Source organism: Prevotella sp. lc2012 (genome assembly GCF_900107065.1).
GTDB lineage: Bacteria > Bacteroidota > Bacteroidia > Bacteroidales > Bacteroidaceae > Prevotella.
The window spans coordinates 871,224-885,572 of sequence record NZ_FNUF01000001.1 but is presented as its reverse complement, the minus strand read 5'-3'; the positions used below and the strand labels follow the sequence as shown (position 1 = coordinate 885,572).

Annotated in this window: 10 protein-coding genes and 1 tRNA gene; 3 read left to right on the top strand and 8 right to left on the bottom strand. The window is 51.0% G+C overall.

What is annotated here, in order from left to right:
• Positions 1-9 precede the first annotated feature (9 nt).
• Together BLU99_RS03865 and BLU99_RS03860 are read right to left on the bottom strand one after the other, a co-directional pair.
• Positions 10-2,625 carry a cellulase N-terminal Ig-like domain-containing protein gene (locus BLU99_RS03865; protein ID WP_091899829.1) on the bottom strand — a complete coding sequence of 872 codons (2,616 nt, stop codon included), beginning with the start codon at positions 2,623-2,625 and terminating at the stop codon, positions 10-12.
• 30 nt (positions 2,626-2,655) lie between these two features.
• The gene (locus BLU99_RS03860) at positions 2,656-5,013 is read right to left on the bottom strand and encodes a carboxylesterase family protein (RefSeq protein WP_091899828.1); all 2,358 of its coding nucleotides are present in this window, start codon (positions 5,011-5,013) and stop codon (positions 2,656-2,658) included.
• Positions 5,014-5,162: 149 nt separating this feature from the next.
• On the opposite strand from BLU99_RS03860, the gene BLU99_RS03855 reads away from it, so the two are divergent.
• The gene (locus tag BLU99_RS03855) at positions 5,163-6,431 is read left to right on the top strand and encodes an MFS transporter (protein WP_255397428.1); all 1,269 of its coding nucleotides are present in this window, start codon (positions 5,163-5,165) and stop codon (positions 6,429-6,431) included.
• A gap of 112 nt (positions 6,432-6,543) precedes the next feature.
• Here the strand turns inward: BLU99_RS03855 and coaW are convergent, their stop codons facing one another.
• The 6 genes from coaW to sppA form a co-directional block, all read right to left on the bottom strand.
• On the bottom strand, positions 6,544-7,374 hold the full coding sequence (gene coaW / locus BLU99_RS03850; RefSeq protein ID WP_091899826.1) for a type II pantothenate kinase: 831 nt from the start codon (positions 7,372-7,374) through the stop codon (positions 6,544-6,546).
• 72 nt (positions 7,375-7,446) lie between these two features.
• A tRNA-Phe gene (locus BLU99_RS03845) sits at positions 7,447-7,519 on the bottom strand.
• Between the two features lie 123 nt (positions 7,520-7,642).
• The gene (gene thiL / locus BLU99_RS03840; RefSeq protein WP_091899825.1) at positions 7,643-8,710 is read right to left on the bottom strand and encodes a thiamine-phosphate kinase; all 1,068 of its coding nucleotides are present in this window, start codon (positions 8,708-8,710) and stop codon (positions 7,643-7,645) included.
• Between the two features lies 1 nt (position 8,711).
• Positions 8,712-9,521 carry a purine-nucleoside phosphorylase gene (locus tag BLU99_RS03835; RefSeq protein ID WP_091899824.1) on the bottom strand — a complete coding sequence of 270 codons (810 nt, stop codon included), beginning with the start codon at positions 9,519-9,521 and terminating at the stop codon, positions 8,712-8,714.
• Positions 9,406-10,593 (bottom strand): tetraacyldisaccharide 4'-kinase, encoded by a 1,188-nt coding sequence (gene lpxK, locus BLU99_RS03830; RefSeq protein WP_091899823.1) that lies wholly within the window; start codon positions 10,591-10,593, stop codon positions 9,406-9,408. The genes BLU99_RS03835 and lpxK overlap by 116 nt, the downstream gene beginning before the upstream one ends.
• 27 nt (positions 10,594-10,620) lie before the next feature.
• Complete coding sequence (gene sppA, locus BLU99_RS03825) at positions 10,621-12,417, bottom strand: signal peptide peptidase SppA (RefSeq protein WP_091899822.1); 1,797 nt, start codon at positions 12,415-12,417, stop codon at positions 10,621-10,623.
• 287 nt (positions 12,418-12,704) lie between these two features.
• On the opposite strand from sppA, the gene BLU99_RS03820 reads away from it, so the two are divergent.
• Both BLU99_RS03820 and BLU99_RS03815 read left to right on the top strand, forming a co-directional pair.
• Positions 12,705-13,997, top strand: coding sequence for a rhamnogalacturonidase (locus tag BLU99_RS03820; RefSeq protein ID WP_091899821.1), 1,293 nt, complete (start codon positions 12,705-12,707; stop codon positions 13,995-13,997).
• Positions 13,998-14,076: 79 nt separating this feature from the next.
• Entirely contained in the window at positions 14,077-14,349 is a 273-nt protein-coding gene (locus BLU99_RS03815) for a co-chaperone GroES (RefSeq protein WP_028907353.1), read from the top strand.

The window sequence follows — 14,349 nt, the reverse complement described above, 5'->3', positions numbered from 1 at the left end:
TGAGTTTTTCTATTTTGTCACGAGGTCCTTGAGTGCTGTGCCGAAGATGATATACTGGGTGTTGCCAGCAATCGTTCCCTCGTTCTGTCCCCAGAGGAAGGGCCAGTCATCGAAGTTCTCGAAATGGTCGGGCTGACGGAACAACAGACCTGGGGCCACATTGCCTGGGATGGCAGAGAAGTCGGCACGGTTGTTGCCATAGAACACCTGCTTCGGGCGGGCGGCACCCACTACGGCCACGAACGAGTAGTTGTGATAGGGGTGACAGCCGTAAAGCCAGTTGGCCGCGCGATAGATCTCTTCTTTCTTGATGATGTCGGGGAAGTACTGACGGGCATAGTTCACGGTGACACCAAAGTTGAGAATCATGTTCACACCAGCCCAGTTGCCCAGTCCGATGGGTACGCCGTAAGGGTTGTTCTTGTCGAAGCTCTTGATGTAGTCGTTGTATTTCTCCACGTATGGGCGCAACTTCTGCTTGTAGGCCTCGTCCATGTAGGGCATGGCATCTAGGGCTGTCTGCATGTTCATGGACACGTTCAGTTCAAGGGCATCCCATATCTGCGTCTCGAAGTTGTCGAGGTATTGTTTCTCGTGCGTGGCACCATAGAGTTGCAGGTTGGTGGCCATGTCGCCGAGTTGCTCTCTTTTTCTCCGACTGCGTTCCATCAGTTTCTGGCGTTGCTTGTCTGGTTTGATGTTCATGTTTCGTCCCATGAAACCGTCAATCCAGCTGAAGTCCATCTCCATCACGCCTGCTCTGCTCTGCTGACTCATGAGTTCGGTACCCTCTTTCAATAGTCGCTTCGACTGGGTGAGAGCACGCTCGGCCAACTCGTCGTTGTAGCCCTTGAGGGCACGGCTGGCGGCGGCAAACATGGTGGCGGCGAGGACGTCGAGGTGGGCATTACGGGTGGTGAAGGCCCACATGTCGTCGGGGGTACCACTGCGCTTGCCATCGGCCGACACCTCATAGGGTTTCAGGCTGGGGTCGTAGTGCAGGCCATCGGTGATCGAGGCGGCATCGCCCAGGTGGTGGTAGTTGTCGAGCACGGAGTTCGAAAGGGTTGTGGCCATGTGTCCGATCTGTTCGGCCTGTGCCACGAGGTTCAGGGTGCCATGTTCGATGAACTGCAGGATATCAGGCACGCCATCGGGACGGTGCAGGTCGACATAGCGCTGCTTCTGACTGACGAAGGTCTCGTCGCGTTCGGGCTTGAAGAGCTCCCAGGCGCGGATGAAGTTCTGTACCACACTGATATTGGCACCTGTCTCGATGTCGAAATCGCCAGCATCGAAGAAACCGCCGATGTTCAGCCCTGGGATGAGCTCATAGGCCTTGTACTTCGTGTCGATGGGTGATTTCTGGAAATGATTGTCGAAATGATCGGTGGGCGGTGCTTGGAGATAACCCTCCTTGAAAGGCTCACCATGCCAGGTGCGATAGCCTTCGTTCACATACATATGGTTCATGTGGATGGGCACCCACACATCGGTGGTGGCATCGGTGATCTTATCATAGACGTGCTCATCGATGAGGAAGTTGTTCGTCTTCGTGTCGCCATACTGGATATAATAGACACCTGGTTCCTGGACACTGGAGAAGTCGAACTTCACGTAGTTGTATTTGAAGTAGGGTCCCCAAGGAATGATAGCACCCTTGTAGATCTCTTCTGTGGTGCCGTCGTCTTTGATACGGATAAGTGAGGCCGTGGCCTTAGCCTTGTCTTGCTTGTCGAGCTCGATGACGGCTACCTTCGGCTGGTCTGGCACGTATCCCACCTGTGAGAATCCGATGTTCGGCTCACGGATCCAGCCTGGAATGGCATGAGGTTCGACGGTCCAGGTGACAACCTTACCTGTCTTACCCTCTGGAAGGACACTACGAAGCACGAACCAACCGTTCTGTGCCAGCATACGGCCATCGAAGAGCTGCAACTCAGCGTCGTCGCTGCTGATGCGGATCATTCGTTCGGGGGCATCAGAGGCCATGACGATGCTGTGACCAGTCTCCAGCGGACATGGGTCCACAAAGCGGTTAGTACCGCGATCGTCGTAGGTCTTGAAACCCTTGAACTGACGAGGTTTCTCACTGTTTGGATGAGTCACAGTCTGACTGGTGGCGTAGCGCGGAAAACGGTTCAGGCGTCCGTCCATCGTGAAGGTCTTTAGCCAGTATTGTGAGGGCAGAAACTCCATATTGAGACCAGCCTTACCAGCCAGCTCCTCGGGCACGGGCTTGTCGAGCCAGATGGCAATCTCCACGGCCTTGCCTTTGGCGGTGACCACCACGCGACTGTCGAAGTCGTAGTCGTCATAGCACATGCCAACTTCGATGCTCTGGTTGTCCTTGTCCACCTTACGACTCGTCATCTTTGGCACCAGATCCCATTGCTCGGGCGTGTTGTTCAGACGGACGGCTCCGCCTTGGATAGTGCGTACGCCGTGATGGATAATCTCAATGCCTGAGTTCTTCTCGTCATTGAAGGCCCCGTTGAAACTGTTATTGAATACAAGGACGTTCACCCCCTGACGCTCGAAATATTCCAGCTCGTTCAGTTTCAGGTCTTGCGCCCAGCCAACGGTCGTGGCAAATACGGTTAGTGATAGGAAGATTCTCTTCATATAGTATTGTTGGTTTAGTTATTATGCGGTTTATTTCGTGTAGATAATCTCTCTCACCTTCTTGGCAAGTTCTTCGGTGGATGAAGACTGGAAGGGCTGGAGATACCAGCGTACAGTCCAGCAGAGTTGCTCCTGGGGCTTCAGACTGGTATAGGCGCCCTGACTCTCCAACTCGATATAACTCTTGCCACGGTTCACATAGACCTGTATCTCGGCCTCACCAGGGGCTGGCTGTGAGGTGTTCAGATCGTCGAAGCGCTTGATGAGAAGCAGACTACTCTCGTTGTTGTAGTATGCCAGCCAACCCTTTCCGTCGGCATTCACCTTGCGGTTCTCGTTGGTCTCGTCGGGCTGATACCAGGCGATGTTATGTGCATCTTTGAAGTCCATCAGTCCCTTAGGCCAGATGCTGTCGGAGGGCGCCTCGAAAAAGATGAGGCTCCTTTCGTTGGGCACACGGGTAATCTCCCAAGGTGCTACCTGACGGGTCTCGCTACTCTCGTTGGTGAGGGAATAGGTGACGATGATGGCACCGTCTTTCGGATCGGTGCTGAATGTCTTTCGGACGCGGAAGCCTAGTTTATTATTTACCTGACTGGTCATGATCAGTTGACCGTCTTTCTGCTCCACGCTGTAGGACTGCTTATCATACTCGGGCACGGGAGGCCAGTTCCACTCTTTCTGAGGACTGGTCCAGAAGGTGCTACCAAACGACTCTGGCCAGCGCGACTGTGAGATTACTTCTTGACCGCCACATTTCAGTGACATGATCTTACCACCGTTCTCGGCATCGATCTTCATCGTCACATTTCCGATACTTAGCTTTAGGCGCTTCTGATCCTGCCGGAACTCGTCGAGCTGCTGGAAACAGTGCTTGTCGATAATCTGTTGCAGCTTGCGATCGGGGTTGTTGCGGATGGTGCACTGGTGATCGAATACCATCAGCTCACCGTTAGCCTTGGTATAGGGCTGCCATGATGGCAATGAAGCGATATTGGGATCACCTGTCTTGGCAAACTGTGCCCACACGTTGCTCATGGTGTCGGCCAACTTGAGGTCGGCCTCGGAGGGCTCTGGCAGGTCGTGTCCAGCGCGATGGAGGGTGTTGAAACAGAACTTCAGCTCATGGCCGTGGACACAGCCTTTGTTCACTGGTGAACGCCATGTGAAAAGATACATCCAAGTCTTGGCATTCCGACTCTCGGCAATTTCGTCGGCCGTGATGATGGTCTTGGCGCGGAACAGCCAGTCGATGCTCAGTAGGTCTTGTGGCGTATAGTCGGGATAGGCCTCGGCAAAAGCCTTGATATAGTTGTTCGTATCGAAGCCGAAGGTTCTCATCAGTTCCTTGCGGGCATCGTCCATTGTAATCGGTTGGTCATAGCGTAGGGGCTGTAGTTCGTTAAAGGTCGTACCAATGAGGATAGGTATGTCTGTGGAGATGTCTGAGAAACCATTCTGGAAAGGTTGCTGCAGAAGGGTTTCACCATCGGGGGTGGGCCCGAATCCCCACATCATGGGAGTGCCAGGCTTGCGTGTGCCGATGCTGGCTGCCATCGCTCTTTGACCAGCTGCATAAAGTTCCTGGTAGGGTACGTCCTTGATGCGGTCAATATGGGTGTTATCGATGTTCAGCTCCTTCAGTACAGCCTTGCCCAGTTCCTCAGTCATGGCCTTCGTGTTGATATTGAGGATGGTACCACTCATGATGATGGCCTTGTGAAACAGTCCCTTGGCCGACGGCATGGAGAGTAGGGTTCCCACCTTTCCACCACCACCAGACTCGCCGAAGATAGTCACGTTGGAAGGGTCGCCACCAAACTGGCGAATGTTCTTCTGAATCCACTGCAGGGCCTGAACGATGTCGAGCATACCCACATTGCCAGAATACTTGTATTGCTCGGAACATGCTGATAGGTCGAGGAAACCGAGGATGTTCAGACGGTGGTTGACACTGACAACCACCACGTCTTTTTTGGCCAACTGCATGCCTGGATCCCAGGCCGAGGTGCCTGAGTCGAAGCCGCCTCCGTGCAACCATACCATCACGGGCTTAGAGCCCTTTTTGTTGGTGGTCCACACATTCAGAACACAGGAGTTCTTCTCTGACATCTCTGTCTCGCTGAGCTCGCGACCTCCAGTGTTCTGCATGGCCTGTGGACCCCAGTGGTCGCAGACGCGGATTGTGTCCCACTTGTCTACGGGCAATGGTGGCATGAAGCGCTCAATCTTTGCATAGGGAATGCCAAGGAATCCCATCGTTCCTTCGTGGTCAAAACCTTTTACCTGTCCGGATTCTGTCTTGACCACCATTGAACCCTTGACCTGCGCCATGCTTGTCATCATGGACAGCATGACCATCATAGATAATAAAACAGCTTTTCTCATAAATAGTTGATAATTATATTTCTTTTGACGTAATCATGCTGCGTAAGTTAAGTCGTATGTCTGATAATTATAAAACATTAACGAATCTGTCATGAAAAAATTCTCTATTTCTGTTTATTATGCGTACTTTTGCACATCATAAGGAAGATATGGAGAGATTGTGGAACAGGAACTACTGTAAGGTGATGGCGGCGAATTTCGCGTTGTTCTTTGCCTTTTATGTGCTGACGCCGCTGCTGCCGCTCTATCTGAGTGAGCATTTCGGAGCGACGAAGGACGTGATAGGTCTGGTGCTCTCGGGCTATACCATCACAGCACTGCTGTTCCGACCCTTTAGTGGCTATGTGGTCGATTCGTTCCCAAGGAAAACAGTGCTGATGGTTGCCTTCGGTGGTTTCGCAATCTTCTTCGCAGGCTACTTGGCTGCCTCGACCTTATTGCTGTTCACAATCATTCGCACACTGCATGGTGGACCTTTCGGAGCGCTTACCGTGTCGAACTCGACGGTAGCCATCGACGTACTACCTTCCAGTAGGCGTACGGAGGGTATAGGCTACTATGGACTGAGCAATAATCTGGCGATGGCCTTGGCACCTACCGTTGGTATCTTTATCTACCAACTGACCAACAGCTTCGATTTCCTCTTTTGGTTGGCTCTGATCGTCGCCTGTCTCGGATGGCTAGTCGATGCCACGATCAAGGTCCCTCAATCACTTCCCAAGAAATGTGTCCCTGTGTCAGAAACCCCGTCGCAAGAAGTGCAGCGGGGCGCTCGTCCTCTCTGGGGTGGCAGGGTAGGACTGGACCGCTTCTTTCTAGTGCGTGGCTGGCTGTTGGGGGTGAACATGGTGGCTTTTGGCTTCAGTTTCGGCGTACTGAGTAACTATCTCGCAATCTACGGTAAGGATGTCATGGGTATCACGGGGGGCACAGGCACCTATTTCATGCTTTGCTCCATAGGTCTTATTCTCTCGCGATTGCAAGGCGGAAGGGCCTTGAGAGCTGGTAGGGTAACGCATAATGCAGGAGAGGGCATGGTGATCTCGCTCGTGGGATATACCTTGTTTATCCTCATGCCAACTTTCTTCACCGAGAACCATTCAGCCATCATGATGGGCTATTACGGTTCGGCTCTGCTGATAGGACTGGGCAATGGACATATGTGGCCTGCCTTCCAGAATATGACCATCAATGTGGCTCATAACAACCAACGCGGAACGGCCAATTCGACCATTCTCATCTCGTGGGATATCGGTATGGGACTGGGTATACTGGTGGGAGGCATCGTGTCAGAGCTTTTGGGCTATGGTGCTGCCTTCTGGACAGTTGTGTTGGTTAATGCATCAGGAGTCGCCTGTTTCTTCCTCGCTACGAAGACTTTCTTCCTCAGGAGGAACCTTACTCCAACAGTGAGATAAGGCAATACATCTCCAAGGAACAGACGTTCCTTAAGGTTACAGTGATTTCTTATATCTGTGATGATGCCTATATGTTAACAATCATCCCCAACCGTTTGGCTGGGGATGATCGTTATTTCTTTCCATTGATGGTGTAATCGAGTGCGGCTCCGATGGCGGTGCAGTACTGCGAGTATTGAGGAATATGGAATTTAATGTTATAGAGTTTCTCTAAGGCTGGGAACACTTCCTTGCACTGAGGCAGCAGCGATAGGTTGCCAATCAGTACGAAATTGCGGATGTCACTGCCAAGCGAAGCCAGCCATGCAGCGGAGCCGATGCTTTGAAGAACCATATGGATCAGTCCTGCTGCGATGTCCTCCTTAGCAGCGTCGCTTTGGGCTCGGGCAAAGTTGGAAGCAGTGGTGTCCATCGTTAAGCCCGGAACAGGAATGGCGCTGATATCGCCAATCGTCAGGTCAATGTTGCTGACATTTCCCTGCTTAGCCATCTTAGCTACCTGACTGATGTCGCTCGTATTGAGCAGCAGGCGTGACAAGCCCGCCAGGGTTCCACCTCCAACGCCGATACCACCGATATGCTTCATTTCCTTACCATCGCATTTGACGAATGACGTTCCAGTTCCCATGGAGACGACGATTGTGTGGTCGAGTTTGGATTCAAAGCGGGCACCAAGACCATCAGCCACGAACTCTTCCGACTTAGCTGTTGGTAGTCCGTAGATGGGCTGGTCGATATAGGCGGCACCCACACCAGTAAGCATCACCTGCTCCACATCCTTCAGGTCGATATCGTTGTCGTGCAGGTATTTTCCGAAAGCACCATAGAGAGATGTAATAGGATCTGCGGCAGTAATGTGAATAGGTGCCGATACATGACCGTCTGTGATGCCGACGATCTTTGTGGTTGATATGCCCACGTCAATGCCAATGACTATTCCCATAAGTCGACTGTTTAGGGTTATAAAAGAAAACCCGGCCGCCATAACGCGAAACCGGGCTAATGAAAGGAGGAGTGGTACCTCCAGGAATCGAACCGGGGACACACGGATTTTCAGTCCGATGCTCTACCAACTGAGCTAAGGCACCAATTTGTCAATTTGCAATCGCCTTTCATCGTTTTGCGGGTGCAAAGGTACGAACATTTTTTGAACCCACCAAATTTTTAATGAACTTTTTTCGAAAAACTATTCACTAATCTTAATTCTCGATTCACTTCTCCAGCGGGTTCCATCCTTGTGCTTTCAACTCAAACTCCTGATTGTCACGGGTTACAAGTACTTTTCCGAATTTCTCATCCGTGATATGCCCGATTAGCTTGATGTCTTCGATATTCTCGATTTTCTCGTGATCACCGATAGGAACAGTGAATAGCAGTTCGTAATCTTCGCCGCCATTCAGGGCACAGGTGGTGACATTCATGTTCATTTCCTCGGCCATGACGGCAGTCTGGTAGTCGATGGGAATGTTTTTCTCATAGATGCGACAGCCTACTCCCGACTGTTTGCAGATGTGCATGAGCTCGGACGAGAGTCCGTCGCTGATGTCCATCATTGCGGTAGGACGGATGCCAGCCTCACGGAGCTTCTCGATAATGTCGCCGCGTGCCTCTGTCTGCAACTGCCGTTGCAACAGGTACTCTTTTCCAGCAAAGTCGGGCTGGAAGTGCGACAGTTCCTCTAGGGCACGCTTGTCGTTCTTCTTCCTGGCTTCTTCCACTTGCTGATAGTAGACGCTTTTCTCACGCTCCAGTAGTTGCAGTCCCATGTAGGCGGCTCCAAGATCGCCAGAGACACAGATGAGGTCCGTATCCTTCGCTCCGTTACGGTAGACGATGTCCTCTTTACGGGCTTCACCGATACAGGTGATGCTGATGGCCAGTCCAGTATAAGAAGAGGTAGTGTCGCCACCGATGATGTCGACATTCCATTTCTCGCAGGCCAGGCGAAGACCCTGATAGAACTGTTCGATATCTTCCACGCTGAAGCGCTTGCTGATGGCCAATGAAACTGTCATCTGGCGAGGTGTGCCATTCATGGCGAAGATATCGCTGATGTTAACCATCGCTGACTTGTAGCCGAGGTGCTGCAGGTCGATATAGGTAAGGTCGAAGTGTACGCCCTCCATCAGCAGGTCGGTAGTGATGAGCACTTCCTTGTCAGGGTAGCAGAGTACGGCGCAGTCGTCACCCACGCCGTACTTCGTACTCTCGTTCTTGGTCTTGATATCTTTTGTGAGATGGTCTATCAGACCGAATTCTCCTAGTTTCGCTATATCCATGTTAACTCCTCTTTATCATCTCTCTCATAATCTCAGTCATCAGCGGCTGAGCCTTATTGGCAGCCTCCTGTACCTCCTCGTGGCTCACCTCCACAGGGTCGTCGAAGCCACCAAGATCAGTGATGACAGAGATACCGAAGGTGCGGATGCCGCAATGATGAGCCACGATTACCTCTGGCACGGTTGACATGCCGACAGCATCGCCGCCAAGCAGGTGGTACATCTTATATTCTGCAGGTGTCTCGAAGGTGGGACCCTGTACGCCGACATAGACGCCGTGCTGCACCTTGATGTCTTTCTCCTTGGCAATCTTGTCGGCCAGCGCCACCAACGACAGATCGTAGGTCTCGTGCATATCCGGGAAGCGCGGACCTGTAGGGAAGTTCTTTCCACGAAGCGGATGCTCAGGGAAGAAGTTGATGTGGTCGGTGATAATCATCAGGTCGCCGATGCTGAACTGTGGGTTCATACCGCCAGCGGCATTGGAAACGAAGAGGGTCTTGATGCCCAACTCGTACATCACGCGCACAGGGAAGGTCACCTCCTTCATCGAGTAACCCTCGTAGAAGTGGAATCGTCCCTGCATGGCCATGATGTCCTTGCCTCCCAGTTTACCGAAGATCAGTTTGCCTGAGTGGCCTTCTACCGTTGATATGGGGAAATTAGGGATGTCCTGATATGGAAACTCATAGGTGTCAGTTATTTCGGAAGCTAATTGTCCGAGGCCTGTCCCCAGCACGATCGCTGTCTTTGGGCTTGTTTTCATCCTTGCCTTTAACCAGGATGCTGTTTCTTGAATTTTTTCGTACATATCCTATAATGTTTTGATTAAATGCTTCTTCTTGATCGAGCAAAAGACTGACGCGTATCGGTAGTACGATCAGATGTTGCTTCACCTCATCGCTCAGTCCCTCTGCTTGCTTCAGACGTGTTGCGTCTTTCTCCGTCGTGACAATCAACCCCGGCTTAGGGAGTTCGTCAAATGCCTGGTTGATACGTTCGATGTCATTCCGCTTGAAGTTGTGATGGTCGCCGAAAACTAGCGGCTGAATGCTTTCTGCATACGGCTCCAGATCCAGTCTCATCTGCTCTGGCGAGGCGATGCCTGTCAGCAATAGGATATTCCTCCCTTGTAAGGACTCGATGCCAGATGGAACCTCCGTTGGCTCCTGACAGTCAGGGAATACGAGGCGTGGTGTGTCATATTCGTAGGTGGAGAAATATAGCTGCTGGTAAGGGTAGAGGCTCATCGCCTTCGTGATTACACGAAATTCCATTGGCTTCAGATCCTTGGGGCACTTCGTGATGATAACGATATCGGCCCTGTTCTTGCTCTTGACAGGCTCACGGAGCCGTCCTGCAGGGAGCAGTTGATCGTAGATAATCAAACGATGATAGTCGACGAGTAGAATATTAATGCCAGGCTTCACGTATCGGTGCTGGAAGGCATCATCGAGGAGAATGACATCGATGTTTGGCGTATCCTGATCATCCGTCAGATGATGTATGCCTCTGGTTCTCTTCTTGTCTACTGCAACGGTCACCTCAGGGAACTTCTGTTTTATCTGATAGGGCTCGTCGCCTATGGCCTCCATCGGCGTCTGCTTGTCTGCTAGAACGAAGCCGTGACTCTTGCGCTTATAACCGCGACTGAGCACTGCCACCTTCATCTTGTCCTTGAGCAATCGGACTAGGTATTCCACATGAGGAGTCTTTCCTGTGCCGCCCACAGTGATGTTGCCCACGGAGATCACAGGGACGCTATACGAATGACTTTTCAGGAAGCCTGTCTCAAACAGCATGTTCCTGAAGCCTACTCCCATCCCGTAGAGCCAGCTGAATGGTTGCAGTTGACTGTTAATCTTAATGAAGTCTCCTTCCATTTCCTCGTTTTATGCTGTTGGTAGCTTTTATTTTACTCTGACATCGTCGAGCAGGCGGGCCTGCATATGACTGCTGCTTTTGAGCGTATATCGTACTTCCATCAGCGGCTGATACAGTTCGCCCAGTAGTTCGCGTAACTCTGCGTCAAGGTAAGAACCCGGAGCCTCCTTAGACAATAGTTTGTCCAGCCAACTCGACTCGACAGGGTAAGGAACAGAGTGATAGTCGTCGAGCTTGGCCAATTCGGCAGCTTTTTTCACAGCATCGTCCAGACTTCCCAGCTTGTCGACCAGTTTGATTTTGAGGGCATCGGTGGCCAGCCATACGCGGCCCTGACCGATCTCATCCACCTCTTCGGGCTTCATGCCTCGTCCTTCCGACACGATGTTCAGGAAACTTTGATAGCCGTGCTCAATGTATGTCTGCATATGCTTCATCACATCGTCACTATTTTTGCCGAACACAAGGTCCGTCTCGTAGTCTGAGTATTTGTGAGTGGTTACACCGTCGAAGGTGATGCCCAATTTATCCGTCACGAGACCGCTTGCATTGGGGAATAGCCCGAAGATGCCGATGCTGCCCGTGATGGTGGTAGGCTCTGCGAAGATATAGTTGGCTGCAGAACTGATCCAATAGCCGCCTGAGGCAGCCACACCACCCATCGACACCACCACTGGTTTCTTGCTCTTCAGCAGTTTTATGGCATGGCGTATTTGCTCTGAGGCGACAGCACTACCACCGCCAGAGTTCACACGAAATACCACGGCCTTGACGTCGTCATCGTCAGCGAGTTTGCGCAGGTCCTCTGCAGTGGTCTTACCCACGATGCAATGTCCGCCACCTTGAATCATGTTCATGGCTTCATTGTCGACGATATTTCCATAGGCGTAATAGATGGCGACCTCGTCGCCTCTGCTCTTTTTCTTTGACTTCACGTTGAGCATGTCAGACACGAACAGTTGAGTGATATCGTCGTCCACACCAATCTTCAGTCGTTTCTTGATCTCAGCCTTGACTTCTTCAGGGAACATGATCTTGTCGACCAGTCTGCCCTTTACATAGTTATCGGTATTAGCCAGTGCTATGATGCTGTCGCCAGCCATTTTATCCAACTGCTCAGGCTGCACCCGTCGACCCTCGGCCATTTCCTTCAGCCAGTAGTTCCAGATACCAGTCAGGTAGGCTGTGCGTTGTTCACGGTCGTACTCGCTCATACCCGTCTGAGTTTCCTTTTCTACATAGCTCTTATATTTGCCAACCTTGGCCATCAAGTATTTGATACCTAGCTTGTCGTATAATCCTTTCCAATACTCGCTCTTACCGCCAAGCCCCTTGAAGTCAATCATGCCTTCTGCGTTCAGGTATATGTTGTCAGCCACTGAGGCAACGTAATAAGAGCCTTGCGTATATTGGTCGGCGTATGCAACAATCCATTTGCCGCTTTTCTTGAAATCCTTCAGGGCATCGCGCAGTTGCTGCGCTGTGGCAGGAGCGTCGAATGAAGCGACTCCACCCTCCAGATAGATACCTTTGATGTTCTCCTCCTCCTTGGCCTTACGGATGCTGGTCACCAGATCGTCAAGACCCATCGTACTCATGTCACCTAAGCCAAGCAGACCGTCAATCACCGTCCCTTCTAGCGCACGTTCCTCGACAGTGCCGTTGAGCTTGATCACAAACACGGAATTGTCCTTGACCTTGGTTGGCGTTGACTCGTTAGCCAGCATGCCCACAAATGAGACGATGAAAAAGAAACCTGCGATGAACAGGAAGATAACAATACCACAGATGGTGGCAAGCGTCATTTTGAAGAATTGTTTCATAACTTACTTTTAAGTAATAATTGTTTCAGAGGGCAAAGATAGTATTTTTTTTTGAATCTTGCATAAAAAACCTCTAATTTCTGAATAAAAAGGTGTGTTTTTGTATAGCTATTTTGAAAAAATAACATATCTTTGCATCCGGAAAAAGAGACTAATCTAAAAAAACAGACAAGAACATGAGAGTAAGACTGATGATGGCTTTCACACTGCTGGTGGTATGTGCTGCGGCGACGGGAAAGACTGAGTGCTCCCCGTTGGGTGGGAAAAAAACATCTGCCGCAAGGGCAATGAAGAAGAAAACCGTGAAGCAAGGGCTGTGGCCAGATGGAACGGAAATAGCTGCATGGTTTCAGGATACGACGCGTGTAGACCTGTCTGGTTTGCGGCACTATGTAGTAACAGACTATGGTGTTGATCGTTATGGCGATGGTGTACAGACGAAGGCTCTTCAGGCCGTTATCGACCGTTGTGCGGCAGAGGGAGGTGGTGTGGTCGTGATTCCCAGAGGTACATTCCTGAGCGGATCGCTGTTCTTCAAGCCGAAGACACATCTCTTGATCGAGGAGGGAGGCGAATTGAAAGGATCTGACAGGATTCGTGATTTTCAGATTGTGAAGACGCGGATGGAAGGACAGACGCTCGACTACTTCGCAGCCCTTGTGAATGCCGATGGTGTGGATGGCTTTACGATTACAGGACCAGGCACAATCAATGGTAACGGACAGAAATACTGGGAGGAGTTTTGGATCCGTCGTAAATATAATCCGCAGTGCACGAACCTTGAGGCGATGCGCCCGAGAAATGTTTACATTTCAAATTGCAAGAACGTGACAGTGCAGGATGTGAGGATTATCAATTCTCCTTTCTGGACGAACCACCTCTACCGTTGTGAGAATGTGCGCTACCTGGGATGTTATATCTTTGCTCCTACGGAGAATGTTACACCTGTGGATCCTAGTCGTGGTGCACCTTCGTCTGATGCCATAGACTTAGATGTGTGCAAGAATGTGCTTATACATGGCTGTTATATGCATGTGAGCGATGATGCTGTCGTGCTGAAAGGGGGTAAGGGCACTTGGGCTGATCAGAACCCTGATAATGGTCCGTGTTCGAACATCATTGTTGAGGACTGCACCTATGGGAAAGTACATGCCTGTCTGACCCTCGGCTCCGAGTCGCTTCATGACCGTAATGTGATCTTGCGCCGTATCCATGTGAAGCGGGCCTCTCGCGTCCTTTGGCTGAAGATGCGTCCTGATACCCCTCAGCATTATGAGTATGTGACGGTCAGTGATGTCGAAGGATGGTGCCGCTCATTCCTTGTCGTACGTCCTTGGACCCAGTTCTTCAAGCCTGAAGATCGTGAGGATATGCCTCTCTCGCAGTGCCATCATATCACAGTCAGAAACATACGTATGACCTGTGGCAATTTCTTTGATGTCGGCACGTCTGATAAATATCATCTGGCGGACTTCTCCTTTGAGAATATCTCAGTTACCGACGAGACAGATGCTTTCGACAAGTCCTTGATTGAGGGCGCTGTGGTCAGAAACGTTGTCATAAACGGGGTGGAACGCTGACAAGTTGGCATAAGCGGGTCGTTTGGCACGCTTTTGGCAGATGGGTTGGCGGAAATTATTTAAACAATAATATAGAATTATGAACATCAAACCATTAGCAGACCGTGTGTTGGTATTGCCAGCACCTGCAGAAGAGAAGATTGGCGGTATTATCATTCCTGACACCGCTAAGGAGAAACCGCTCCACGGAACCATCAAAGCCGTAGGTCAGGGTACAAAGGACGAGGCCATGATCCTGAAAGAGGGCGATGAGGTGCTCTATGGCAAGTATAGCGGCACTGAACTCGAGTTCGAAGGAACCAAGTATCTGATGATGCGTCAGAGCGACGTTCTCGCAGTGATTGAGAAGTAA